This is a genomic window from Dechloromonas aromatica RCB (assembly GCF_000012425.1).
This window is the reverse complement of record NC_007298.1, coordinates 3,978,819-4,002,294: the sequence shown is the minus strand read 5'-3', so window position 1 is coordinate 4,002,294 and position 23,476 is coordinate 3,978,819. Positions and strand designations below refer to the sequence as shown.

At 61.7% G+C, this 23,476-nt stretch carries 23 protein-coding genes; 11 read left to right on the top strand and 12 right to left on the bottom strand.

All coding sequences use genetic code 11. The features are described from left to right. Nucleotides 1–4: 4 nt before the first annotated feature. The 5 genes from coaD to DARO_RS18975 are packed head-to-tail and all read right to left on the bottom strand — an operon-like array spanning nucleotide 5 to nucleotide 4,105. Entirely contained in the window at nucleotides 5–499 is a 495-nt protein-coding gene (gene coaD / locus DARO_RS18995) for a pantetheine-phosphate adenylyltransferase (RefSeq protein ID WP_011289448.1), read from the bottom strand. Beyond that, nucleotides 496–1,050 carry a 16S rRNA (guanine(966)-N(2))-methyltransferase RsmD gene (gene rsmD / locus DARO_RS18990; RefSeq protein ID WP_011289447.1) on the bottom strand — a complete coding sequence of 185 codons (555 nt, stop codon included), beginning with the start codon at nucleotides 1,048–1,050 and terminating at the stop codon, nucleotides 496–498. The genes coaD and rsmD overlap by 4 nt, the downstream gene beginning before the upstream one ends. After that, complete coding sequence (locus DARO_RS18985) at nucleotides 1,047–2,336, bottom strand: M16 family metallopeptidase (protein WP_011289446.1); 1,290 nt, start codon at nucleotides 2,334–2,336, stop codon at nucleotides 1,047–1,049. Before DARO_RS18985 ends, rsmD begins: the two co-directional genes overlap by 4 nt. Next, entirely contained in the window at nucleotides 2,333–2,740 is a 408-nt protein-coding gene (locus DARO_RS18980; RefSeq protein WP_011289445.1) for a hypothetical protein, read from the bottom strand. The genes DARO_RS18985 and DARO_RS18980 overlap by 4 nt, the downstream gene beginning before the upstream one ends. A 12-nt stretch (nucleotides 2,741–2,752) precedes the next feature. Beyond that, a complete protein-coding gene (locus tag DARO_RS18975) occupies nucleotides 2,753–4,105 on the bottom strand; it encodes a M16 family metallopeptidase (RefSeq protein ID WP_497463000.1) in 1,353 nt (450 codons plus the stop codon). Nucleotides 4,106–4,243: 138 nt separating this feature from the next. Between DARO_RS18975 and ftsY the strand changes: the two genes are divergently transcribed. Genes ftsY through DARO_RS18955 form a run of 4 tightly spaced genes read left to right on the top strand, consistent with a single transcriptional unit; the run spans nucleotide 4,244 to nucleotide 8,409 of the window. Next, a complete protein-coding gene (gene ftsY, locus DARO_RS18970) occupies nucleotides 4,244–5,218 on the top strand; it encodes a signal recognition particle-docking protein FtsY (RefSeq protein WP_041224536.1) in 975 nt (324 codons plus the stop codon). Beyond that, nucleotides 5,215–5,868 carry a cell division ATP-binding protein FtsE gene (gene ftsE / locus DARO_RS18965; RefSeq protein ID WP_011289442.1) on the top strand — a complete coding sequence of 218 codons (654 nt, stop codon included), beginning with the start codon at nucleotides 5,215–5,217 and terminating at the stop codon, nucleotides 5,866–5,868. Before ftsY ends, ftsE begins: the two co-directional genes overlap by 4 nt. Beyond that, entirely contained in the window at nucleotides 5,865–6,764 is a 900-nt protein-coding gene (gene ftsX, locus DARO_RS18960; protein WP_011289441.1) for a permease-like cell division protein FtsX, read from the top strand. Before ftsE ends, ftsX begins: the two co-directional genes overlap by 4 nt. After that, a complete protein-coding gene (locus DARO_RS18955; RefSeq protein WP_011289440.1) occupies nucleotides 6,757–8,409 on the top strand; it encodes an NAD(P)/FAD-dependent oxidoreductase in 1,653 nt (550 codons plus the stop codon). Before ftsX ends, DARO_RS18955 begins: the two co-directional genes overlap by 8 nt. On the opposite strand, the gene DARO_RS22000 is transcribed toward DARO_RS18955, so the two are convergent. The 3 genes from DARO_RS22000 to DARO_RS18940 form a co-directional block, all read right to left on the bottom strand. Then, nucleotides 8,375–11,482 carry a PhnD/SsuA/transferrin family substrate-binding protein gene (locus DARO_RS22000; protein WP_157037248.1) on the bottom strand — a complete coding sequence of 1,036 codons (3,108 nt, stop codon included), beginning with the start codon at nucleotides 11,480–11,482 and terminating at the stop codon, nucleotides 8,375–8,377. The two genes, DARO_RS18955 and DARO_RS22000, sit on opposite strands and share 35 nt — an antisense overlap. Before the next feature lie 104 nt (nucleotides 11,483–11,586). Then, nucleotides 11,587–12,801: a DUF1343 domain-containing protein gene (locus DARO_RS18945; protein ID WP_011289438.1), complete on the bottom strand. Its 1,215-nt coding sequence runs from the start codon at nucleotides 12,799–12,801 to the stop codon at nucleotides 11,587–11,589. Next, nucleotides 12,798–13,352 carry a DOMON-like domain-containing protein gene (locus DARO_RS18940; protein ID WP_011289437.1) on the bottom strand — a complete coding sequence of 185 codons (555 nt, stop codon included), beginning with the start codon at nucleotides 13,350–13,352 and terminating at the stop codon, nucleotides 12,798–12,800. Before DARO_RS18940 ends, DARO_RS18945 begins: the two co-directional genes overlap by 4 nt. Nucleotides 13,353–13,520: 168 nt before the next feature. Between DARO_RS18940 and DARO_RS18935 the strand changes: the two genes are divergently transcribed. From DARO_RS18935 to DARO_RS18915, 5 genes are read left to right on the top strand one after another with little or no spacing between them, the layout of a single operon-like run. After that, complete coding sequence (locus DARO_RS18935) at nucleotides 13,521–14,885, top strand: TrpB-like pyridoxal phosphate-dependent enzyme (protein WP_011289436.1); 1,365 nt, start codon at nucleotides 13,521–13,523, stop codon at nucleotides 14,883–14,885. Between the two features lie 4 nt (nucleotides 14,886–14,889). Beyond that, nucleotides 14,890–15,618 (top strand): SPOR domain-containing protein, encoded by a 729-nt coding sequence (locus tag DARO_RS21995; RefSeq protein WP_011289435.1) that lies wholly within the window; start codon nucleotides 14,890–14,892, stop codon nucleotides 15,616–15,618. After that, nucleotides 15,615–16,238: a dephospho-CoA kinase gene (gene coaE / locus DARO_RS18925; protein WP_011289434.1), complete on the top strand. Its 624-nt coding sequence runs from the start codon at nucleotides 15,615–15,617 to the stop codon at nucleotides 16,236–16,238. The genes DARO_RS21995 and coaE overlap by 4 nt, the downstream gene beginning before the upstream one ends. A 60-nt stretch (nucleotides 16,239–16,298) precedes the next feature. Next, nucleotides 16,299–17,057 carry a cell division protein ZapD gene (gene zapD / locus DARO_RS18920; RefSeq protein ID WP_011289433.1) on the top strand — a complete coding sequence of 253 codons (759 nt, stop codon included), beginning with the start codon at nucleotides 16,299–16,301 and terminating at the stop codon, nucleotides 17,055–17,057. Beyond that, entirely contained in the window at nucleotides 17,057–17,254 is a 198-nt protein-coding gene (locus tag DARO_RS18915) for a DNA gyrase inhibitor YacG (RefSeq protein WP_011289432.1), read from the top strand. The genes zapD and DARO_RS18915 overlap by 1 nt, the downstream gene beginning before the upstream one ends. On the opposite strand, the gene DARO_RS18910 is transcribed toward DARO_RS18915, so the two are convergent. Further along, nucleotides 17,238–18,182, bottom strand: coding sequence for a Nudix family hydrolase (locus DARO_RS18910; protein WP_011289431.1), 945 nt, complete (start codon nucleotides 18,180–18,182; stop codon nucleotides 17,238–17,240). The genes DARO_RS18915 and DARO_RS18910 overlap by 17 nt on opposite strands. Continuing rightward, nucleotides 18,179–19,069, bottom strand: coding sequence for an ATP-binding protein (locus tag DARO_RS18905; protein ID WP_011289430.1), 891 nt, complete (start codon nucleotides 19,067–19,069; stop codon nucleotides 18,179–18,181). Before DARO_RS18905 ends, DARO_RS18910 begins: the two co-directional genes overlap by 4 nt. Before the next feature lie 289 nt (nucleotides 19,070–19,358). Between DARO_RS18905 and mltA the strand changes: the two genes are divergently transcribed. Both mltA and DARO_RS18895 read left to right on the top strand, forming a co-directional pair. Continuing rightward, nucleotides 19,359–20,333: a murein transglycosylase A gene (gene mltA, locus DARO_RS18900; RefSeq protein ID WP_497462999.1), complete on the top strand. Its 975-nt coding sequence runs from the start codon at nucleotides 19,359–19,361 to the stop codon at nucleotides 20,331–20,333. Nucleotides 20,334–20,491: 158 nt separating this feature from the next. After that, nucleotides 20,492–21,694 (top strand): ammonium transporter, encoded by a 1,203-nt coding sequence (locus tag DARO_RS18895; protein ID WP_011289428.1) that lies wholly within the window; start codon nucleotides 20,492–20,494, stop codon nucleotides 21,692–21,694. 231 nt (nucleotides 21,695–21,925) lie between these two features. Here the strand turns inward: DARO_RS18895 and DARO_RS18890 are convergent, their stop codons facing one another. Together DARO_RS18890 and DARO_RS18885 are read right to left on the bottom strand one after the other, a co-directional pair. After that, on the bottom strand, nucleotides 21,926–22,477 hold the full coding sequence (locus tag DARO_RS18890; protein WP_011289427.1) for a hypothetical protein: 552 nt from the start codon (nucleotides 22,475–22,477) through the stop codon (nucleotides 21,926–21,928). Beyond that, the gene (locus DARO_RS18885) at nucleotides 22,459–23,472 is read right to left on the bottom strand and encodes a transketolase C-terminal domain-containing protein (protein WP_011289426.1); all 1,014 of its coding nucleotides are present in this window, start codon (nucleotides 23,470–23,472) and stop codon (nucleotides 22,459–22,461) included. Before DARO_RS18885 ends, DARO_RS18890 begins: the two co-directional genes overlap by 19 nt. Nucleotides 23,473–23,476: the final 4 nt, after the last annotated feature.

Sequence of the window (23,476 nt, the reverse complement as noted above, 5' to 3'; positions counted from 1 at the left end):
TCGTTTAAGCAGTGGTTGTCGCCCGCAGGCGCTTTTCTACACAAGGTTGCACAAATTTGCTGACATCGCCACCCAGGCGCGCAATTTCACGCACCATGGTAGCGGAGATAAACATGTACTGCTCGCCCGGCGTCAGAAACACGGTTTCGACCTCGGGGTAGACGCTGCGGTTCATGCCCGCCATCTGGAATTCGTATTCAAAATCGGACACGGCGCGCAGGCCGCGGACGACGACCTTGGCGCCCTTTTCGTGGACGAAGTTCATCAGCAGTGTGTTGAAGCCGACGATTTCGACATTATTCAGGTCACCGAGAATTTCCTGGGCCATTTCGACGCGGTCGGCCAGCGGGAAGCGTGGCTTCTTCGACGGGCTTTCGGCGATGGCCAGAATCAGCTTGTCGAACAGCGTCGAAGCGCGACGGACCAGATCTTCGTGGCCCCGGGTGATCGGGTCGAAGGTGCCTGGGTAGATCGCAACGCGATGGTTGAGTTTGTTCAAGCTGATTCCCCGCCTGTTTCTCGGCGCAACAAGTGAAAGTGGACTTCCCCCGCCTTGCCATGGCGCACTGTGCGCCAATCGCCAAGCGATTTTATTTCGTATTCTGCTTCGACGTAGATTGCTGCATCTTCGTTCAATACGTCTGGAAGGAGTGGTTCCAGACGGTCAATCCAACCTTTTTTGTAGGGCGGATCGAGGAAGATCAGGTCGAATTTTGCCTTCGTCGAGGCCAAATATTGTATCGCATCCGCGCGGATGATCTCTATCGCGCTCGGTTTATGGAGCGATTCGTGGTTTTCATGCAACGCGGCGAGCACTTTCGGTGCCTGTTCGACCATGACGACACGAGCCGCGCCACGCGAGGCTGCTTCGAAGCCGAGGGCACCGCTGCCGGCGAACAGGTCGAGGCAGTGCCAGCCGTCGAGCGCCTGCCCCAGCCAGTTGAAGAGTGTCTCGCGGACGCGATCCGGGGTCGGGCGCAAGCCTTCGCTGTCCGGGAATTTGAGGACGCGCCGGCGGAACTCGCCGCCGACGATGCGAACCGAGTTCAATCTGCGGCCACCGTGACCGTGATCAGGCTTTCCGGCCGCACGCGGCGGGCAAAGGCCTGCTTGATCTCGTCGGCGGTCACGGCCTGTACCTTGGCCTGATATTGATCGAGATAATCGAGCGGCAATCCGTAGAAGCCGATCACGGCCACGTTGTCGAGGATCTTCTTGTTGCTGTCCAGGCGCAGCGGGAAGCTGCCGGTCAGGTTCGCCTTGGCGGCGGCCAGTTCGTCGTCGCTCGGGCCGTCTTTCAGGAAGCCTTCGAGCACGTCGCGCGCCACCTTGATTGCATCCCTGGCTTGCGAGCGCTTGGTCTGCAGGCCGATCTGGAAGGGGCCGGTCTGCTTGAGCGGGGCGAAGTAGCTATAGACGCTGTAGGCATAGCCGCGCTGGTCGCGGACTTCCTTCATCAGCCGGGAGACGAAGCCGCCACCGCCCAGGGTGTAGTTGCCGACAAGCAGCGGGAAGAAATCGGGATTGCCACGTTCGACGGCCGGCAGACCGATGTAGACATGGGCCTGGCTGGCTGGGTGAGCGAGCTGGGTCAGGCCTCCTTTTGGCGCTTCGGGTGGGGCTGGCAATACGGCGGCTTGACCCTTGGGTAGTCCGGACGCGATGGCTTCGGCAAGCTTTTCTGCCTCCTGGCGCGACAGATCGCCAACCAGCGTGATGCTGGCGTTGGCTGCGTTGTAGTAGCGGGCGTGGAAGGCGACAAGGTCGTCGCGGTTCAGCGTGCCGACACTTTCCGGTGTGGCCTGACGGCCGTAGGGATGGTTCGGGTACATGGCAGCCCAGAAGGCCTTGCCAGCGATGCTGTCGGGACGGGTCATCGCTTCCTTGAGGCCGGCGATGGTTCGCGCCTTCTCGCGTTCGAAGATGGCGGCATCGAACAGCGGCTTGTGCAGCACGGTCTTCAGGATGTCGAGGGCGGGTTCGCGCTTGTCCCTGGCGGACAGGGTGCGCAGCGCAACGCTGGCGCGGTCGGTGTCAGCCCCCCCGGTGAGATTGGCGCCAATGTCGGCCAGTTGTTCGGCGATGGCGGTTTCATCGAGCTTGCCGGCGCCGAGATCGAGGGCGGCACGGGTCAGGGCGGCGAGGCCTGATTTGCCGACCGGGTCGAACATCGAGCCGGCGGCAAAGTCGACCTGAACGTCGAGCATCGGCAGGACGCGGCTTTCGACGAAATAGACACGGGCCCCGGAGGGGGAAACCCAGTGTTCGATCTTGACGCCGGCGAAGACGCTTTGGGTGAGGAGCAGCGCAATGGCTGCGATCAACAGTTTTTTCATGCAAAAAACTCCGTTAAGCGGGGCTGCCAGGCCCGCATCAGGGCCAGGCTGGCAAGCAGTGCCGTGGCGGTGAGCGCCCAGGCTTGAAGGCGGGCGCGCTGGCGCTGGTTTTCGATCTGAGCGACGAGCAGGACATTCTGCTCGCTCAAGGTCTGGATGAGTTCGCTGGAAGCGAGAATTTGCGTACGCAACTTGCGGTTAGCGGCTTCCAGCAAGCTCAGGCGGGCAGAGAAATCGGCATCGGGGGCGATGCTTTCGCCGGCGGGGTCGAATTCAGCCGCCTCGGCACTCTTGCGGCCCATGCCTTTCCACATTTTTTTCGCGCTATCGGCGATTTGGGGCGCTTTGCCGAGAACGTCGCTCCACGGCACATTGGTCAGGATGGTCTTCCACGGTAAGGGCATCGATTTGCGCTCTCAGTGGCGGGTAGCGACGGCCGGACGGCGTGGTTTGCCGTCGAGCGGCTGCGGATCGAGGACGCCGATGGTCAGGGCATCGTCGTTGAAGTATTTTCTGGCTACGGCCTGAACGTCGGCAGCGGTGACTTTCTGCAGCTTGTCCAGCATGTGGTCGAGCTTCTGGTAGGGCAGGCCGACCGATTCGATCTGGCCGATTTCCATGGCCTGACCGAACATCGAATCAAGCTTGTAGACCTGACCAGCCACCAGCTGGGCCTTGGCGCGCTTGAGTTCCTGGGTGCTGACACCATCCTTCTGGACACGGACGATCTCGGCGCGCAGCGCAGCTTCCAGATCGGCGACGGTTTTGCCTTCCGACGGCGTGCCGTGCAGGTAGAGCATGCCGGGGCCGCGGGCGGTGTTGTCGTAGTCGATGCCGGCCGACAGCGCGACCTTGTCCTCGCGCACCAATTTCTTGTTGAAGCGGGCAGCATCGTGACCATCGAGGATGGAGGCGAGCATTTCCAGTGCGTAGGGGGCGCTGTCCTTGTCGATGTCGCGCAGGATCGGCGCCTTGTAGCCCATGATCAGCACCGGCAGTTCGGCCGGGCCCTTGACCGTGACGTGGCGGGGGCCTTCCTGTACGGGCTCGATTTGCTGGCGGCGGGGCGGCAGGGCGCGGCCTTCAAGCGGGCCGTAGTATTTTTCGGCCTGAGCGAAGACTTCCTTGTGATCGACGTCGCCGGTGATGATGACGTAAGCGTTGTTTGGCACGTACCAGGTGTCGTACCAGGCCTTGGCATCGGCGGCGGTCATCGTTTCCAGGTCGTTCATCCAGCCGATGATCGGCCGGCGATACGGGTGAGCCTGGAAGGCGACGGCGTTCATCTGCTCGAACAGTTTGGCTTGCGGGTTGTCATCGGTGCGCATGCGGCGCTCTTCCATGACGACCTTGATCTCCTGCTCGAATTCCTTGGCGTCGACATTCAGGTGACGCATTCGGTCGGCTTCGAGCTGCATCATGTCGGCCAGTTTTTCCTTCGGCACCTGCTGGAAGTAGGCGGTGTAATCGCGGCTGGTGAAGGCGTTGTCCTTGCCGCCGGCGGCCGCGACGCGCTTGTTGAATTCGCCGGGGCCGACACTGGGCGTGCCCTTGAACATCATGTGCTCGAGCACGTGGGCGACGCCGGAGGCGCCATCGACCTCGTCCGTGCTGCCGATGCGGTACCAGACCATCTGGACGGCAGTCGGGGCGCGGTGGTCTTCCTTGACAATCACGCGCAGGCCGTTCTTGAGCGTCGTTTCATAAGGGTTGGCAAGGGCTGCGGTCGACAGACCGGCAGCGAGCAAAAAGGGGACAAGTTGTCGCATGCGCATGGGAGAGCGGGGGCTTTCTAAGTGGTCTTTCTGCTAAAATCGGGGCCGCATTTATATCGATCCCGGCGGCATCTTAACGGCTTGCCGCTCGCCTGTCAGCTTGGCCGAAGTCCTTCTAAGACCCAATTCCTCATGTTCAGTTTCCTGAAAAAATCCGGCTCCGAGACCAAGGCCGAAGTTCCGGCTGAAAAGGCCGCTGCGCCCAGCTGGCGCGAACGCCTGTTCAAGGGACTGGCCAAGACCCGTGCCCAGTGGGGCGGCAAGCTCAAATCCATCTTCTCGCGCGGCAAGGTCGACGACGAGCTGCTCGAGGAACTGGAAACCCTGCTGCTGACCAGTGACTGCGGCATCGAGGCAACCCAGCACCTGCTCGACGAACTGAAGAAGGCAGCCAAGCGCGACAAGCTGGATACGCCGGAGGCCATCCAGAAGGCGCTGCATGATGTGTTGCTGGAAACCCTGCAACCGCTGGAGCAGCCACTCGATTTCTCCACCCACAAGCCATTCGTGATCATGATTGCCGGCGTGAACGGAGCGGGCAAGACGACCTCGATTGGCAAGCTGGCCAAGTATTTTCAGACCCAGGGCAAGAGTGTGCTGCTCGCTGCCGGCGACACCTTCCGTGCCGCCGCCCGCGAACAGCTGGAAACCTGGGGCGAGCGCAACAACGTGACGGTGATCGCCCAGGACAACGGCGATCCGGCGGCCGTGGTCTTCGATGCCATTTCGGCCGCCAAGGCGCGCGGTATCGATATCGTGCTGGCCGATACGGCCGGCCGCCTGCCGACGCAACTGCACCTGATGGAGGAAATCGCCAAGGTGCGTCGCGTGATCCAGAAAATCGAGCCGGAAGGCCCGCACGAAACCCTGCTTGTGCTTGATGCCAACATCGGCCAGAACGCGCTGCAGCAGGTCAAGGCCTTCGACAAGGCGATCAAGGTGACTGGTCTGGTCCTGACCAAGCTCGACGGCACGGCCAAGGGCGGTGTCGTGACGGCGATCGCCCGGCAGTGTCCGAAGCCGATCCGCTTCATCGGGGTGGGCGAGCAGATCGACGATCTGCGTCCCTTCTCGGCCAAAGATTTCGTCGACGCCCTGTTCGAATGATCGAGGCAAGCAATCTCACCAAGCGCTATCCGGGCGGCCTGGAGGCCGTCAAGGATGTCAGCTTCCAGATCAACGCCGGACAGATGGTGCTGATTACCGGTCATTCCGGTGCCGGCAAGACGACACTGGTCAAGCTGATCGCGACCATCGAGCGGCCGACTTCCGGTAGCCTAGTGGTCAATGGTCAGAACCTGTCGGCGCTGGGGCGCAGTGCCATGCCGCACATTCGCCGCCATTTCGGATTGGTCTTTCAGGATCAGAAGCTGCTGTTTGACCGCAACGCCCTCGATAACGTGCTTTTGCCGCTGCAGATTGCCGGCCAGCCACGGCGCGAGGCGATCCGGCGCGCCCAGGCAGCGCTCGACAAGGTTGGCCTGCTGGCTCGCGAGAAGGCCAATCCGATTGCTTTGTCCGGCGGCGAGCAACAGCGCCTGGCCATTGCCCGCGCGGTGGTCAATCGGCCAACCGTGCTATTGGCCGATGAGCCGACGGGCAATCTTGATGCAGAGTCGGGGGCGGCCATTCTGGAAATTTTTGCCGACTTCAATCGGGTCGGCGTGACCGTCGTCGTCGCGACCCATGACCAGAGCTGGATCGAGCGCTATCACCCGAACGTGCTGCGCCTTGATCACGGGAGGGTGGTCGAATGAACGCCTGGTTCTCCCATCACCGTGCCGCGCTGGCCTCGGCCTTCCGTCGCCTGTGGGCAACGCCGCTGAATACCTTGCTCTCGCTGCTGGTTATCGGCATTGCGCTGACCCTGCCGGCGTTTGGTTACGTTGCCCTCGACAACTTGCGTGATCTTGGCCGCAATGCGTCCGGTGTGCAGCAGATCAGCCTGTTCATGAGCCTCGAGGCGAGCAAGAAGGATGTCGGCGAAATCGAAAATCGCCTGCGTCAGGTCGCTTCTGGCAAATGGCGCTTCGTACCCAAGGAGGAGGCGCTGAAGCGCATGCAGGCGAGCGAAGGGATGGCTGAAATTGTCGCCAGCCTGCCGCGCAACCCGCTGCCCGATGCCTTTGTGGTCGAACCGGCCAATACCGAGCCCGAGGCGCTGGAAATCATGCGCAAGGAAATCGCCGGCTGGCCCAAGGTAGCGCACGTGCAGCTCGACTCGGCCTGGGTCAAGCGGTTCGATGCCTTCCTGCGTCTCGGCAAGCTGGCTTTGTGGATGCTGGCTGGCTTGTTCGGTGCCGGTCTGGTGGCGGTGACCTTCAACACCATTCGTTTGCAGGTCATGGCGCAGTCGGCTGAAATCGAGGTGGCGCGGATGATCGGGGCGACGGATGCCTTCATTCGCCGGCCTTTTTACTACTTCGGTGCCTTGCAGGGGGCGCTTGGTGGCCTGGCTGCTGCGGCACTGGTGCTGGGGGCCCTGCGCATGCTGGCCGGGCCGGTCGGCGAGCTGGCGGTGCTCTATGGTGGCAGCTTCAGCCTGAAGTCACCGGGGGCGCTTGAAGTGCTGGCGCTGACTGTGGTCGGTGCCTTCCTTGGCTGGCTCGGGGCGCAGCTTTCCGTCAGCCTGTCCCTGCGGAAGTTTGACTAACACCACAAAGCCAGGGGCTGGCACCAGCCGCCGGGAATTTCTTTGCGCGGTGGGGGCGGCTGCCCTCGCCGGTTGTGCCCCGGTCGGCAAAGCATTGCTGCCGCCCGGCGAACTGCTGGGCATGTCGCATATCCGTGGCCATCGCTTGCGCGACGGCGGCTTTCCCCTCCCGTCAGAAGTCCGAAAAACCGGCGTCCTGATCGTCGGCGGCGGTGTTTCCGGTCTGTCGGCGGCGTGGCAGCTGGCCAAATTGGCCGTTGATGACTTTCTTGTGCTGGAAATGGAAAGTGAAGCTGGCGGCAATTCGCGCGCTGGGCAATCACCGCTGGTGGCTTATCCCTGGGGCGCCCACTATCTGCCGCTGCCGACACGTGAAGCCATCCATGTCCGTGAACTACTGGCCGAGTTGGGCGTCCTGCAGGGGGATCCGGGCGCAGTAAAGCCGAGTTACGACGAGCGCTATCTGTGTGCCACGCCGCAGGAACGCGTTTACCGCAATGGACTCTGGGAAGAGGGGCTGCTGCCGCATCGCGGCCTCGATGCGGCCGAATTGGCGCAGCAAAAGCGCTTCCATGCCCGGATGGAGGAACTGAAACAGGCCAGAGGGCGTGACGGTCGGCGGCTGTTCGCCATTCCGATGGCCTTGTCGAGTGCCGACCCTGAATGGCGAACACTGGACCGGATCACCTTTCGGCAATGGCTGAACGACAACGGTTTTACGGCACCGACGCTGCACTGGCTGTCCAACTATGCCTGCCGCGACGATTACGGCACGGCCTACGATCAGGTATCGGCCTGGGCGGGGTTGCATTACTTTGCCTGCCGCAATGGCGAAGCGGCCAATGCGGCCGCCGATGCCGTGCTGACCGCGCCGGACGGCAATGCCTGGCTGGCACGTGGTTTGGCGCAAAAGGCCGGTGATCGCGTGATGACCGGGGCTACGGTCTGGCGTATCGAGGAAGGCAAATCGAGCGTCGCGGTTGATGTGCTGATGGGCGAAAAAACGGTCCGTTTCGAGGCTCGGCAACTGATTTGGGCGGCACCGGCTTTTGTTTTGCCGCGAGTCTGGCCGGGAATTCCAGGTGGTCTGAGGTTGGCGTGTCTGGCCGGCGATTACGCGCCCTGGCTGACGGCCAACCTGCACTTGTCGAATTTTCCCGAAGAGCGATACGGCGCGCCGGCCGCCTGGGACAATGTTTTCTTCGATAGTCCCGGTCTGGGTTATGTCACGGCCACTCATCAACTGATCCGCCGACGCTTGGGTGGCACGGTGCTGACCTACTATCGGGCGTTGCACGATGTTTCACCCGCCGAGGGACGGCGCCTGCTGCTCGAGACCTCACGCGAGGTCTGGGCTGAAGGCATCCTGGCTGAACTGGAACGGGTGCATCCGGATATCCGCAAGCTGACGACGCGCCTGGACATCTTCCGGAATGGCCACGCCATGCGCCGTCCGGTGTCGGGTAGTCTCTTTCATGCTCAGCGGGAAAAAATGGCCGATTTTCGCAGCCGGCACATCACGTTGGCCCATGCCGATTTGTCCGGATTTTCATTGTTTGAAGAGGCGCAATACCGCGGCGTGCAGGCGGGGGAACGTGCAAGACAGATGCTTAATGGACGAGGTAGCGTAGCAGCAGCATCTTGAGGTCGTCGGGTTCAACCGGCTTCGACAGGAAGTCGTTCATGCCAGCCTTGATACAGCGCTCGCGGTCTTCGGCGAACGCATTGGCGGTCATGGCGATGATCGGTACGGCGTTTTGCTCGGGCAGGGCGCGAATCCGGCGGGTAGCTTCCAGGCCATCCATTTCCGGCATCTGCATGTCCATCAGGACCAGATCGTAGTGCTGGATCTTGATCAATTCGACCGCGTGGCGCCCGTTTTCGGCGGTATCTGCGGTGATCCCGAACTCGCCGAGGAGTTCCAGCGCAATTTCGCGGTTGATCGCCTCGTCTTCAACGACCAGCAGATGCCGTCCGCGCAGGCTGTTCTGAACGCCTTTGGCGGTAAGGCCGGCAAAGGTTGAGGTCATGGCATCGACGGCGTCGTCGCCGGGTTTCAACTGCGCCGTAAACCAGAAGCGGCTGCCGGCGCCGACGCGGCTGCTGACGCCGACCTTGCCGCCCATCAGTTCGGCCAGGCGTCGGGTGATGGCCAGGCCCAGACCGGTGCCGCCGAATTTCCGGCTGGTCGAACTGTCGGCCTGCTCAAAGATGCCGAACAGGCGATCGATGGCATCATCGGAGATGCCAATGCCCGTATCTTCGACTTCGAAGCGGATCAGTACGCCGTTGCTGTCATCAGCCATGCGCCTGGCTTTGAGGGTGATGCTGCCATGCTCGGTGAACTTGACCGCGTTGCCGGCGTAATTGATCAGGCACTGGGTGATGCGCGTCGGGTCGCCGATAAAGGTATGGGGGAAATCATCCGCCAGCACACGTAATTCGAGCCCCTTTTGGCGAGCACGGTCGCCGAGCACGGATACGACACGCTTCAGGATGCTGGTGATGTCCACGGTTGTTTCGTCGAGAACCAGTTTTCCAGCCTCGATTTTCGAGATGTCCAGGATGTCGTTGATCACCGCCAGCAGATGCTGCGAGGCCGAGTCGATCTTGTCCAGGCGGTCGATCTGCTCCAGTGTTGGTGCATCACGGCGTAACAGGTGCACCATGCCGAGCACGGCGTTGAGCGGCGTGCGTATCTCGTGACTCATGTTGGCCAGGAAGGCACTCTTTGATCGATTGGCGGCTTCAGCCGCCTGGCGGGCAATTTCCAGTTGTTCGGTACGTTGCCTGACTTGCGCTTCAAGGTGGGTGTGATGTTGTTCCAGTTCCTTGGCCACGCGTCGGTTTTCGCTGATGTCGGCGAACGAGACGACGACACCGGTAATCACGCCATCGCGTAGCTTGGCCGTGATGGTCAGGCGCACCGGAAAGCATTCGCCATTTTTCCGCCAGAAGACATCCTCCAGGCGCCGGCTTTGGCCATCCCTGGCGGTCAGGATCAGTGGGCATTCGGCCAGCGGCAAGGGCGTGCCGTCGGCTCGATGGTGGTGGAAGAGGGTATGGGTGTTCTTGCCCAGTGCCTCGTCTTCCTGGAGACCAAGGTAGTCCAGCGCGGCGGGATTGATGAAGGTGCAAACCCCGTCGAGGTCGGTGCCGTAGACGCCTTCGCCCAGTGTCTGGAGAATCATCCGTTGCCGGGATTCGCTCTCGATCAGCGCCTGCTCGGTATGGACCAGTTCGGTCAGGTTGATGTCGAGGCAGAACATCATCGGCCCCTTATCGGCCGTGTCGATGACGGTATGGCTCGAATAGACCTCGACCGTGCTGCCATCCTTGCGCTGCAATTTGAGCCGGCCCGGTGGAATGCCCGTCTTGTGGGAAAACATCCATTGCACGGCGCCCCGGACGTCTTCGCGCATGGCGGGGGGGATGATCAGGTCGAGCAGGGATTTGCCGAGCGCTTCCTGCGCGGTGTAGCCATAGGTAGTTTGCGATGCATTGTTCCAGTAGGCGACGGTACCGTCAGCCAGGTAGCCCTGAATGGCCAGGGTTTCGACGTTGTCGAAAATGGCCCGGAAGCGGGCTTCGGCGGCCGAGAGTTGAGCCATCGTCGCCTTGGTTCGCGAGCGTTCGCCCTTGAGGCGGCGTATCGTACGGAACAGGGCCAGAACGATGGCTATCAGGACGCTGATGCCGAGTATGGCGATCACCGCAATGACGGCACCGAACTGCACGAAAACATCATTTATCGTGAACTTTGGCGGAGCATCAAAAGGCGACAGGCGGAGCTGGCGCATCAATTCATCAACTGGACGGTAGTCTTCAGGAATGGTGAAGCCATGAATATTCATGGCTCGCGCAGTCTCCCCGTCGGCCGGCAGGGAAAGAATGGCTGCAGCGACCTGCCGCGCCAGATTGTTTTCTGTCCAGGGCATCGCGGCAACTGGCCATTCCGGATACAGCCGGGTTGACCGGACGAGTGGAAAGTCGCCGGGAGGCTGGGGGTTGATGACCCGCAATTGCCTGGCATCCAGCTTGTTCTCCATTTGCATGGCTTCGAGGAGGCCGGTGCGAACGAAGGCTGCGTCGGCCCGTCCGGCCAGCAATTCCTGAATGGCCTTGTCCTGGGGCTGCCCGGTCTCGATGATCCGGGCGTCGTTTGGCAGGTGGATGCCTGCTTGCAACAGTTCGAAGGCCTGCATCTGATAGCCGCCAAGCGATGCCATGCTGCTGGCCGCGATACGTTTTCCCCGCAGATCGGCGAGCTGCTGGATGTCTGTCTTGTCGCTGCGGGTGACGATTACGCCGCCAAAACTGGACAGTGCTTTGCCGCCTTCTTTTTCAACCAGCGTGGCCAATGGCGAGAGCAAATGTTCCTGCTTGGCCAGCAGGATGTAATGTGCCGGTTGGGTCAGGACGAAATCGATCTGCTTGTTCCTGACGGCGGCCTCGAGCTCCGGGTAATTGAGCGCGACCAGCGTGATCGGCTGGCTCGGCTGGATGCTGTTGAGGTAGTCGATCAGCGGTTGCCAGCGTGCTTCGGTTTCCGCTTTTGGGCGGTAGGCCAGGACGGCGAATTTCGCCGGTTTTTTGGCCTCGGTCGCGGTGCCGGCGGGCTCCATGCCATGCGCGACAGATAATCCGGAGAGCAGCCAGAAGACGGCCGCAACAATGCTTAGCCAGCAATTAACCATGGTGCGTCGGCTTTGAAGCACACGAACCCCGCTCGGAATTATCGTTTAGAAGCTGACGGTCATATTAGCAACAGGTGTTATCGATAGATAGCGATTTCCATTAGGCATTTTTTCTGGGTAATCGTTCAGTACAGCAGGAAGGTTTTGCTTTCCGCTTGCCAGGCCCGTTCGTCGGCGGTTGCCAGGACATCCAGATCGTTGGCACTTGCCTGCGGATCATCCACCCATTCCCGCAATAGCGGCGAGCCGTTGATCAGGTCGATGGCCAGCCGGTCATGTTCGTATTCGTAGGCAAAGTCGCGCCACAGCGGGTAATCGGGATAAAGCCGGCGGATGGCCTTGAAGGCCAGCGCCTGGATCCGCCAGGGCAGGAAGGCCTCGTGGTCGTAATAGGGGCCTTCGCAATGGATCTGCACGCCGTGATTAAGCTTGCCGGCATGCTTGTGGAAGGTCGGTTCGAACCAGATTTCACGCAGCTTGCAGCCCCTCAGCCACTGTGGGGCAAAGGCCTGCATTTCGGCGATCACGGCGCGGGCATCGATATCCGGAGCGCCGAAGATTTCCAGCGGCCGGGTGGTGCCGCGCCCTTCGCTCAAGGTGGCCCCTTCGAGCATGACGGTACCGGCATAGGCGCGGGCCATCCACAGGTTGGGCGCGTTCGGGCTGGGGTTGATCCAGGTCCGCTCGCCCAGTGGCCAGCCGTAGCCGGGGGCGGCATCCGGTTGCCAGCCCTGCATCGTGATGACTTGATAATCGACATCGAGCTTCAGGGTGGAGATGAACCAGTGACCGAGTTCACCCATGGTCAGGCCGTGGCGCATGGGCATCGTCCCCGCGCCGACGAAGCTCTCCCAGCCGTCGCGCAGCCTCAGGCCCTCGACCGGCCGGCCGGCCGGATTGGGGCGGTCGAGTACCCAGACGGTCTTGCCTTGTTTTGCCGCCGCTTCAAGCACGTAGCGCAACGTGGTGATGAAGGTGTAGATGCGGCAGCCCAGATCCTGCAAATCGACGAGCAAAACGTCGAAAGTATCCATCATGGCATCGGTGGGCCGGCGCACGTCGCCATACAGGCTGAAGACCGGGATGCCATGTTGCGGGTCGAGGAAATCGGGTGACTCGACCATGTTGTCCTGCTTGTCGCCGCGCAGGCCGTGTTGCGGGCCGAAGGCGGTGCTCAGCTTGAGGTCGGGCAGGGCGGCCAGGGCATCGAGCGAATGGGTCAGATCGGCGGTCACCGAGGCCGGGTGGGCGAGCAGGGCGATGCGCTTGCCGGCCAACGGGCGGCGCAGGGCGGAGTCGGCGAGCAGGCGGTCGATGCCGAACAGAATGGTCTGGGTCATGGCGTGTTTCGGTTCAAAGTCAGCGTAAAACTCTGACGGAGATGGAAATCGGGTTGGGTGGCGCAGTGCGCCAATGCCCAGTAGCTTTTGCTGCCGTCGGCGGATTCGATGACTGCGCTCAGGCCGAGTTGCAGCATTTTTCCGGTGGGCAGCAGTGCCGGGCCGAGTTCGGCTGTTAGTTGAAAATCATCGGCCAGGCGCTGCATCGTGATTCGCGGGGCATTCGGCGGGGTGGTGCCGGTGTCGCGCTCCCGGCAATCCTTGAAGTCATAGACCGCCCATTGGCCCGATGGTGAGAAATTGAATTCTCGGTATTGCTTGTCATCAACCGCGGCAACGAAGGCCTCGCAGCAAGTGTGCTGCCACAGATTGTCGGCCGGACCGGACGGGAGCGCCGACGGAATCAGGAGCGCGGCCAGCCTGCTCCGCACGCAGTAACGCAAGATCAGACCACCCGCTGCGCCGGGTTCGACCGTGACTTCGATGGCATCGAGCGCGGTGCACGGTGTCGCGGGGTGGCAAAACAGATGGGCGATTTTGGGGGCGAGCAAGGTGATTCTGGGTAACGAAAAAGATGGGCAGGCAGTACTTTAACTGCTTGCCTTGCTTGTTGTTCCGGTCGATCGCAAAAAACCGCCAGAATCCACGGCCGCCCTTGGTTGGCAAAGGCTTTTGGGGTAACTTACCGGCTTTCAGCAAACGCTTTCCGGGAGAGAAAAGTGACGCCGCTGCGCATCAACCTAGAACAAGAAGATATTCCAACGCACTGGTATAACATCGTTGCCGACATGACCAACCCGCCGGCGCCGCCACTTGGGCCGGATGGCAATCCGGTGCCGCCGGAAGCAATGGGGGCGATTTTTCCGGGGCCGATCCTCGAGCAGGAAATGTCGGCCGAACGCTGGATCGCCATCCCCGAAGAGGTCCGCCAGATCTACGCCCTGTGGCGTCCAGCGCCGCTCTGCCGCGCCTTGCGCCTTGAGCAGGCATTGGGTACCCCGGCCAAGATTTTCTACAAGTACGAGGGCGTTTCGCCGGCCGGTTCGCACAAACCGAACTCTGCCGTGCCGCAGGCCTATTTCAACAAGATTGCCGGCACCAAGCGGCTGACCACCGAAACCGGCGCCGGCCAGTGGGGTTCGTCGATTGCCTTCGCTGGCCAGATGTTCGGCCTGCCGGTGCGCGTCTTCATGGTCAAGGTCAGCTACGAGCAGAAGCCTTTCCGCCGCTCGATGATGCAGACCTGGGGCGCCGAAGTCTTCGCCAGTCCGACCAATCTGACCAACGCCGGCCGCGCTGCGCTGGCCGCCGATCCCGACAATCAGGGCTCGCTCGGCCTGGCCATTTCGGAAGCTGTCGAAGAAGCGGCGGCCGACCCCGGCACCTGCTACACGCTTGGTTCCGTGCTCAACCACGTGCTGCTGCACCAGTCGGTCATCGGCCTCGAGGCCAAGAAGCAGTTCGACAAGATCGGCCTTTATCCGGATGTGATCTTCGGCCCCTGTGGCGGTGGTTCCAGCTTTGGCGGGATCGCTTTCCCCTTCCTGGCCGACAAGGCAGCCGGCGACAAGCGCGCTGCCAACCTGCGCTGTGTCGCGGTCGAGCCGACCTCCTGTCCGACCCTGACCAAGGGCCACTATGCCTACGACTACGGCGACGTTTCCGGCTATACGCCAATCATGAAAATGTACACGCTCGGCCACGACTTCATGCCGCCCGGCATCCATGCCGGTGGTCTGCGCTACCACGGCGATTCGCCGCTCGTCTCGCAACTGCTCCACGAGGGGCAGGTCGAGGCGCTGGCCGTGCCACAGGTGGCGACTTTTGAAGCCGGCGTCCAGTTTGCCCGGGCCGAAGGCATCATCCCGGCGCCGGAGTCCTGCCACGCCATCCGCGCCGCCATCGACGAGGCGCTGAAGTGCAAGGTGACGGGCGAGGCGAAGACCATCCTGTTCAGCCTGACCGGCCACGGCCATTTCGACATGGCTTCGTACGACAAGTTTTTCTCCGGGCAACTGGAAGATTACGACTACCCGGCCGAAGCGATTGCCGAGTCGTTGAAGCATTTGCCGAAAGTGGGCTGATCCGGTGAAAGTCCTTGTTTTTCTGCTGGTCCTTGTCAATCTGCTGTTCTACGCCTTTGGCGCTGGTTATTTCGGTCGCCTGGACAATCCCGATGCCGGGCGGCTTGAGCATCAGGTAAAGCCCGAACGCATGCGTATCGTTTCCCGTGGCGAAGCGCCGGCTGCTGCTCCGGCCAAGGAGGAACCGGCCAAGGAGGAGCAGCCGAATCCGGCGCCTGCAGAGCCGGCTTTGCCTGAGGTTGCCAAGGAGGAGGTCGCCAAGCCTGTCGAGCCTCCCTCGGTTTGCCTGGCGTGGGAACATCTTTCTGTCGCCGATGCTGATCGCCTGACCGGGGTGCTTGCGAACAAGTTCAAGGAATTCAAGCTTAGCCGCCGTCTTGTTGCGGCGGAGGGCAACGGTTGGTGGGTTCATATTCCGCCGCTGGCCAGCAAGGCCGAGGTCGAAAAGAAAGCCGGGGAGTTGCGTAATCTGGAGGTGACCGACTTCTTTGTGGTTCAGGAGGGCGTCAGTCGTTCAGCCATTTCACTCGGCGTTTTTTCCTCCGAGAAAGGCGCGCAGGATCGATTGGCCGAACTGAAGAGCAAGGGGGTTCGTTCAGCCCGTGTGGCACCGCGTCCGGGCAAGGACAGCACGGTGAAGCTGCAGGCAACGGGCCCGGCTACCGATAAGGGCGCCTTGATCGCCGCAGCAGGCAAAGCGCTGCCCAAGGCTGAAGCGCTGGTCTGCAAGTGAGCTGCTTTGTTGTCGGCCTGACAGGCGGGATTGGCAGTGGCAAAAGCACCGTTGCTGATTTGTTTGTCGAACAAGGGGCCGGTCTGGTCGATACCGATGCCATTGCCCACGAATTGACCGCAGCCGGCGGTGCGGCCATGCCGGCCTTGATCGCCGAGTTCGGGGCGCTTGTCGCCACGGCGGACGGCGCGATGGATCGCGCCGTCATGCGCCGACAGGTTTTTGCTGACCCTTCGGCCAGGGTCCGACTCGAGGGCATCCTGCATCCGCTGATCCGTCAGCTGTCAGCCGAACGTTGTCGGGCAGCGGCTTCACCTTATGTGATCCTGGCAGTGCCTTTGCTGGTTGAGTCCGGCACCTACCGCGAGCGTTGTGATCGCATCGTCGTGGTGGATTGCCCGGAAAGCCTGCAAATAGAGCGAGTGATGGCGCGCAACGGCATGTCGGCCGATGAGGTAAAGGCAATCATGGCGGCTCAGGCAACGCGTCAGCAACGGCTGGCAGCGGCGAACGATGTCGTTGTCAATGATGCCGATCAGGCAAAACTTTATGCCCAGGTCAGCGCCTTGCATCTTCAGTATCTGAAACTTTCGGCTGAAAAAGTTAAAGCTTCCTGTTGAGATTTGACTGCAAATGGCTCAGAATTAACAAAATTTTCCGTTCTCCAGGCCACTAGTCGCGTGATTACTTACGAATATCCGTTCAATGAGCGCATCCGCACCCTGCTGCGTCTTGAGGATTTGTTCGAAAAAACCGCGTATTTCACTCAGGAAGATGGTGCCCTCGAGCATCATGCCGCCCTCGTCTCGATGTTCGAGATCCTTGAGGTGGCTGGGCGCGCCGATCTGAAGATGGACCTGATTCAGGAACTGGAGCGTCAGCGCCAGACCCTGCTGGCCTTCCGCAATAACCCGGATATTTCCGAAGAGGCCTTGTCGGGTGCTCTTTACGAAATTGAACAGTCATCAGCCGCTTTGCTCGGCATGGCTGGCAAGATCGGCCAGTATTTGCGGGAAAACGACTGGCTGATGAGCATCAAGAGCCGTGCGGCAATTCCCGGCGGCGTCTGCGAATTTGATCTTCCTTCGTATCACTGGTGGTTGCATCGTTCTCCCGAAACCCGGCGCGATGCGCTGGAGGGGTGGCTCAAACCCATGTTGCCCTTGCGTGATGCGGCGGCCATCGTGCTGCGCCTGCTGCGCTCCAGCGGCCGGCCGAAGAACTACACGGCAACCAATGGCCAGTTCCAGCTCAACCTCGGCGGTTCTGCCGCCCAGATGGTGCGCGTCACGGTGCATGTCGACGAACAGGCAATCCCCGAAGTCAGTGCCAACAAATATTTCCTGAACATCCGCTTCACCAAGCCACCGGCTGGCGAAATCAAGGCCCGGGGCTGCGAGCGCGATGTTGCCTTCGACCTCACCTTCTGCAATCTGTAATGGCCGTACGCAAGGTTCGTTGTCCGCAATGCGGTAAAGACGCCCTGTGGGCGCCGGAGAACCCGTGGCGCCCCTTCTGTTCTGAACGCTGCAAGCAGATCGATCTCGGTTGCTGGGCCAGCGATTCCTACCGGATTCCGGTGCCGGATGACAGCAACGAGCCGGGCACCGATCCCGATCCTACCAGCCGCGCATAAGCGCCAATCCGTGGGCGCCGTGGCCTTGGGCCTCGGCCAGCATTCCCGGCTTCATGCCGCCCAGCGCAAACACCGGCAGCGTATTGCCGGCCAGTCGCCCTTCGAATTCAGTCCAGCCGAGCCCGGTTGATTCAGGATGGGTTGGCGTTGGCATTACCGGACCCAGCAGCGCGTAATCCAGACCAAGTTCGCCGGCCCGGACGATTTCCTCCGCGCTATGGCAGGAGGCGCCCACCCAGGTGAAGTCCGGGCGTTGCTGGCAAGCGGCCAAGCGTGCCGCTGACAGGTGGACACCATCGGCGCCGATGCGTCTGGCCAGTGCTTCGTCGTCGTTGATGACAACCGTGGCGCCATGGCTGCGGGCCAGTTGCAGCACGGTTTCGGCAAACCACAGGCGCTGGGCTGGCGGCAGGCTTTTGTCGCGAATCTGGATCAGGCGCAGGCCGGCATTCAGGGCTTCTTCGAGGCGCTCCAGCTGGCGCTCGGTGCCTTCGCTTTCAGCCATCGTGATGGCCATCGTTGTCGGCAACGACAGGGCTTTCAGGATCGGGTCGTTGGCCGGCAGGATGGGGGCGACGCTGGCGGCCCCTCCTGTTTTTTGCCACTCGACTGCCGAATGTTCGAGCGGTGCGGTGATGCCGATCTCGCCATCCCAGGCGGTGACTCGCCAGAAGTTCAGGCGGACGGTGGCATGCGGGTAGGTAAATTGCCGGGTCAGCCACTGCGAGCAGGCGGTGACCGTGATGCCCAGTTCCTCCTGCAGTTCGCGGATCAGTGCCTGGCGGACGGTTTCGCCGGGTTCGACCTTGCCGCCGGGGAATTCCCAGTAGCCAGCGTAAACCTTGCCTTCCGGGCGCTGGGCGAGCAGGAATTCGCGGCCATCGGCACGCAGCATGACGGCAGCGGCAACTTCGACGATCTTGGTCATTTGGCTTTCTTTTTGGCTGGTTTCTGACGGCCGGCCAGGTCCTTGGCGAATTGCCAGGCGACGCGGCCCGAGCGTGAGCCGCGGCCGAGCGACCAGTTCAGCGCCTCGCGTTCGCTGTCGGCGATGACCTTTTCCTGCACGCCGAGTTCGCACGCCCAGTGCTGGAAAACGGCGAGATAGTCTTCCTGGCTGAACGGATAGAAGGAAATCCACAGGCCGAAGCGATCGGACAGCGAGACTTTTTCTTCCGTTGTTTCGCCGGGGCGGATTTCATCATTGACGGTGTGCGTTTCGAGATTTTCCGAAAAATACTCCGGCATCAGGTGGCGGCGGTTCGACGTGGCGTAGATCAGCACGTTGTCCGGCGGCGCCGCAACCGAGCCGTCGAGCACCGATTTCAGCGCCTTGTAGGCGGTTTCTCCGGCCTCGAAGGAGAGGTCGTCGCAGAAGATGATGAACTTTTCCGGGCGGCCTTCAAGCAGGTCGATAATGTCGGCCAGGTCGACCAGATCATCCTTGTCCACCTCGATCAGGCGCAGCCCCTGAGTCGAAAACTCGTTGAGCATGGCCTTGACCAGCGAAGACTTGCCGGAGCCGCGTGAACCGGTCAGCAGCACGTTGTTGGCCGGGTTGCCGGCAACGAACTGGCGGGTGTTGGCGGTGATGCGCTCCTTCTGGTCGTCAATCGTTTCGAGATCGGACAGGCGGATCGGGTGCGGGTGACGGACCGCCTGCAACCAGCCTCGGCCGTTGGTCTTGCGCCAACGGAAGGCAACAGCGGCTTGCCAGTCGGGTTGTGGCAGCGGTGGGGGCAGGGCGGCATCAAGGCGGGCCAGGGCGGCTTCGGCCAGGGCAAGCAGGCGTTCCAGTTGGGGGGAATCAGTCATGGTGGCGGGTATACTTCGCGGCAAATCGAGAACTCTAGCGAAACCCATGCGAAAAATCCAAGTTGCTGTCTTTTTATTTGTTGGCCTGCTGGCTGCTTGTTCGACCGTGCCGCCGAGTTCCGCGCCGACGACCTGCGCGCAGTGTCAGCCGTGTCCCGCCTGTCCGGCGGTGACGCCCGCCATCACGCCAGCGCCCGCGCCCGCTTTCTCGCGCTCGCTACTGCCGGCAAGCTGGGGCGATTTGCCCGGGTGGGCTGAAGACGATGTCACAGCTGCCTGGCCGGCGTTCATGCAATCCTGTCGCGGTATTGCCAGTCGGGGCAATGCGGCTGGCTGGAGGCGCGTCTGTGAGCTGGCAAGGGCCGCCGATGGCAAGCCCGAGAACGACGTGCGGCGTTTCTTCGAGCGGCATCTGAAGCCCTATGCCATTGTCAACGGCGATGGCTTGGTGAGTGGGCTGGTGACCGGCTATTACGAACCCATGTTGCGGGGAAGTCGGACCAAGGCCAAGGGCTACGAGCAGCCGGTGCGTGGTGTTCCCGATGACCTTCTGACGATCGACCTGTCGGCGGTCTTCCCGGAGCTCAAGGACAAACGCGTGCGTGGCCGGCTGGAGGGCAACAAGGTGGTGCCCTACTGGTCGCGGGCCGAGATCGCTGCGCGCGGCGACAAGCTTCCCGGTAAGACCCTGCTCTATGTTGATGATGCCGTCGAGCTGTTCTTCCTGCAGGTGCAAGGTTCCGGGCGGGTCAAGCTGGCTGATGGCGGCATGGTTCGCCTGAATTACGCCGACCAGAACGGTTACCAGTACCAGTCCATCGGCAAGGCCTTGGTCGAGCGCGGCGAACTGAAGCTGGAAGAGGCTTCGATGCAGGGAATCCAGGCTTGGGCGCGGGCCAATCCGGCGCGTCTTGAAAGTCTGTTGAATACCAATCCGAGCTACGTCTTTTTCCGCGAAGTGGCGAACAGCGCCGACGGTCCGGTTGGCGCTCTGGGTGTGCCGCTGACGGCGGAGCGCAGTATTGCCATTGATCCGCGCTCGGTCCCGCTTGGCTCGCCGGTTTTTCTGGCAACGACACGCCCGAATTCGGCGGTGCCGTTGAATCGTCTGGTCATGGCGCAGGATACCGGGGGGGCAATCAAGGGAGGCGTCCGTGCTGACTTTTTCTGGGGTTTCGGCAAGGAAGCCGGTGATCAGGCCGGGCGGATGAAACAGAGCGGGCGGATGTGGATATTGTTGCCAACCGAGCTTGCTCCGAAATGAGGCGGCCACGCACCGCTAATGAGCGGCGCGCTTAAAATTTGCACCAAACAGGTGCTATTTGATTGATAATGCTATTTGCAATGCACTGATTTGTAACATGTTTAATGCACTGGAATGGTGCTTGCTTTCGTGTCCGGGATATTTGTCTTGGGGGTTTCATGGAAACGTATCAGTCCAGCAGTAATGTGCTCTTTGTTTTGCTCGGTGCAATCATGGTTCTGGCCATGCACGCAGGCTTCGCTTTTCTCGAAGTCGGCACCGTGCGCAAGAAAAATCAGGTCAATGCGTTGGTCAAGATCCTGAGCGATTTTGGCGTCTCTACGGTGGCTTACTTCTTTGTGGGCTACACCATCGCCTATGGCGTCAATTTTTTTAGCGGTGTCGAGACGTTGTTGCAGAAGAGCGGCTTCGAGCTGACCAAGTTCTTCTTTCTGCTGACCTTTGCGGCAGCGATTCCGGCCATTATTTCCGGCGGTATCGCCGAGCGGGCCAAGTTCCATCCGCAATTGATCGCCACCTTCCTGCTGGTAGGCTTTGTCTATCCGTTCTTCGAAGGCATCGCCTGGAATCAGGCCTTCGGCATTCAGGCCTGGCTGAAGGCGAGCTTCGGCGAGGAGTTCCACGATTTCGCCGGATCGGTCGTCGTGCATGCGATGGGTGGCTGGATCGCCTTGCCGGCCGTGCTGCTGCTCGGCGCCCGCTATGGTCGCTATAACAAGGATGGTCGTATTTCTGCCCACCCGCCTTCATCAATCCCCTTCCTTGCCCTGGGGGCATGGATTCTGATTGTTGGCTGGTTCGGCTTCAATGTGATGAGCGCCCAGACGCTGGACAAGATTTCCGGTCTGGTGGCCCTTAACTCGCTGATGGCCATGGTCGGCGGCACCCTGGTCGCGCTGGTGGCTGGCAAGAATGACCCCGGCTTCCTGCACAATGGCCCGCTGGCCGGGCTGGTCGCCGTCTGCGCGGGCTCTGACCTGATGCACCCGATTGGGGCATTGGTCGTCGGTGGTGTCGCTGGCGGGCTTTTCGTCGTCATGTTTACGCTCGTTCAGAACCGCTGGAAGATCGATGACGTGCTCGGTGTCTGGCCTCTGCATGGCATGTGTGGCGCTTGGGGTGGGATTGCCGCCGGTATCTTCGGCAGCAAGGCTTTTGGTGGCGCCGGTGGCATCGCGTTCATGCCCCAGCTGATCATGACGCTCATGGCTATTGCCGTTGCCCTAGTTGGCGGTACGCTCGTCTATGGTGCCTTGAAGGCCACGCTGGGCTTGCGTCTCGATAAGGAAGAAGAGTACGAGGGGGCCGACCTCAGTATTCACAGGATTACGGCGACGCCGGAGCGCGAGCCAAATTGGTAATTTGATCCTATGAAATAAAGTCTGTCGGATAGGTTTTGACAAGAAGCCCCGCGATGATGCGGGGCTTCTTGTTGATGGGTGTGGCAGAACGAATTTTCATTGGAAGCCGCGAACGTAAATTCTGCTGTTCGGCCAAAGTTGACCTTGGTTCTCTGGCCAAAACAAGGCTGCAATGCGCCGGGAACGCCGTTCCCCTCTTCAGTTAGTTGGAAACCTGGTGATGAACGGACATCAGCGGTTGCTCGCCACTGGTGGCACGTACTCCGGCACCTTGTTCTTCACTGGCGGTTGCGCCTTGAGATAGGCGAAGAGCGCGCGCAGATCATGCTCCGGTAATGAGCCGACCGATTGCCAAGGCATCGGCGGCATGATCGGGCGGCCGGCGCCGAGGTGCTTGCCCTTGCGCATTGCCTGAATGAAATCCCTTTCGCTCCAGGCACCGATACCGGTTTCCCGGTCCGGCGTCAGGTTGCTGGCGTAGGAAACGCCCCAGGGACCGACGAAGGCGGTCATGCTGCCGGCGCCGCCCCAATTCCAGGGGCCTTCGAGCTTGGGCGGTGCAGGCAGGACGAGTTCGGCCGGGTGGCCGGAGAGGCCCCGCTCCATCTCCTTTTCCGGGCCGTTCGGGCCAAGCTTGAACGGGGTGTGGCAATCGACGCAGCCGCCGTAAGCGGCCAGCTGGGCACCGCGCTTGACGCGGGCTGGGTCGGCTTCGCCGGCGAGGGCGGTGCTACCAACCAGGCTCAAAGAAATGATCATGGAAGTCAGTGTGGTAAGGCGCATTTTGAGTTCTCCGTTGGGGGGTGGGTTAAGGCTCGACGCGATGCGCAAAGTTGCCTTGCCGCGGCAGCAATGGCATCGGCTTGTGGCACGGTGGCCTGTTCGAGCGGGAAGCTGGATGGCACCGGGGCGTCCGGGCCGCCGAGGCGGACAACGGGCGCCTTGAGGCTGGCAAAGGCCTGTTCGGCGATTAGCGCGGCGATTTCGGCGCCGACACCGCACAGGCGGTTGGCTTCATGGACGACGACGACGCGCCCGGTCTTCCGGGCGGTGGCGAGGATGGCAGCCTCGTCGAGCGGCTTCAGGCTGCGCAGGTCGATGACTTCGGCGGCGATTCCTTCGGCCGCCAGGCTTCCTGCCGCCTGCGCGCAGTGATGCACGGTCTTGCCGTAGGAAATGAGGCTGACATCCGTGCCGGCGCGAACCGTGGTCGCCTGACCGAGCGGTATCGGCACGGCTTCGCTTGGCACTTCGCCGGGTTGATAGAGCAGGCCGATGTCAAGCAGGAAAACGACCGGGTTGTCGTCGCGGATGGCCGTCTTGAGCAGCGCGCGGGCGTCGGCCGGGTTGCTTGGCATGACGACCTTGAGGCCGGGGCTATGCACGAACCAGGCTTCGACGTTGTGGTTGTGCTGGGCGCCAACGCCCCAGCCGGCCCCCGTCATGGCCAGCGCGACCAGCGGGAAGCTGAATTGGCCGCCCGACATGTAGCGCAGTTTGCCGGCGCTGTTGACCAGCTCGTCCATGGCATAGCAGAGGAAGGGAGCGAAGAGCAGATCGGCGACCGGGCGCAGGCCTCCGGCGGCGGCACCGGCTGCCGTGCCGGCGATGATCCCCTCGGCCAGCGGCGTGTTGCGGACACGCAGGGCGCCGAATTCGGTAACGAGTTCATGGCGCTTGGTGGCAATACCTTCGCCGAAGGCAATGACCTTGTGGTCACGGCGCATTTCCTCGGCCAGGGCCAGGCCGATGGCATCGTTCAGGGTGAGTGTGGGCATGGCG

Coding starts and splice junctions, on each gene's coding strand:
- DARO_RS18910 (WP_011289431.1), bottom strand. CDS start 18,182: ATGACCAAGATCGTCGAAGTTGCCGCTGCCGTCATGCTGCGTGCCGAT.
- ftsX (WP_011289441.1), top strand. CDS start 5,865: ATGAACGCCTGGTTCTCCCATCACCGTGCCGCGCTGGCCTCGGCCTTC.
- DARO_RS18915 (WP_011289432.1), top strand. CDS start 17,057: ATGGCCGTACGCAAGGTTCGTTGTCCGCAATGCGGTAAAGACGCCCTG.
- DARO_RS18905 (WP_011289430.1), bottom strand. CDS start 19,069: ATGACTGATTCCCCCCAACTGGAACGCCTGCTTGCCCTGGCCGAAGCC.
- DARO_RS18885 (WP_011289426.1), bottom strand. CDS start 23,472: ATGCCCACACTCACCCTGAACGATGCCATCGGCCTGGCCCTGGCCGAG.
- mltA (WP_497462999.1), top strand. CDS start 19,359: ATGCAATCCTGTCGCGGTATTGCCAGTCGGGGCAATGCGGCTGGCTGG.
- ftsE (WP_011289442.1), top strand. CDS start 5,215: ATGATCGAGGCAAGCAATCTCACCAAGCGCTATCCGGGCGGCCTGGAG.
- DARO_RS18890 (WP_011289427.1), bottom strand. CDS start 22,477: ATGCGCCTTACCACACTGACTTCCATGATCATTTCTTTGAGCCTGGTT.
- DARO_RS18895 (WP_011289428.1), top strand. CDS start 20,492: ATGGAAACGTATCAGTCCAGCAGTAATGTGCTCTTTGTTTTGCTCGGT.
- DARO_RS18980 (WP_011289445.1), bottom strand. CDS start 2,740: ATGCCCTTACCGTGGAAGACCATCCTGACCAATGTGCCGTGGAGCGAC.
- DARO_RS18975 (WP_497463000.1), bottom strand. CDS start 4,105: ATGCGACAACTTGTCCCCTTTTTGCTCGCTGCCGGTCTGTCGACCGCA.
- ftsY (WP_041224536.1), top strand. CDS start 4,244: ATGTTCAGTTTCCTGAAAAAATCCGGCTCCGAGACCAAGGCCGAAGTT.
- DARO_RS18985 (WP_011289446.1), bottom strand. CDS start 2,336: ATGAAAAAACTGTTGATCGCAGCCATTGCGCTGCTCCTCACCCAAAGC.
- DARO_RS18945 (WP_011289438.1), bottom strand. CDS start 12,801: ATGACCCAGACCATTCTGTTCGGCATCGACCGCCTGCTCGCCGACTCC.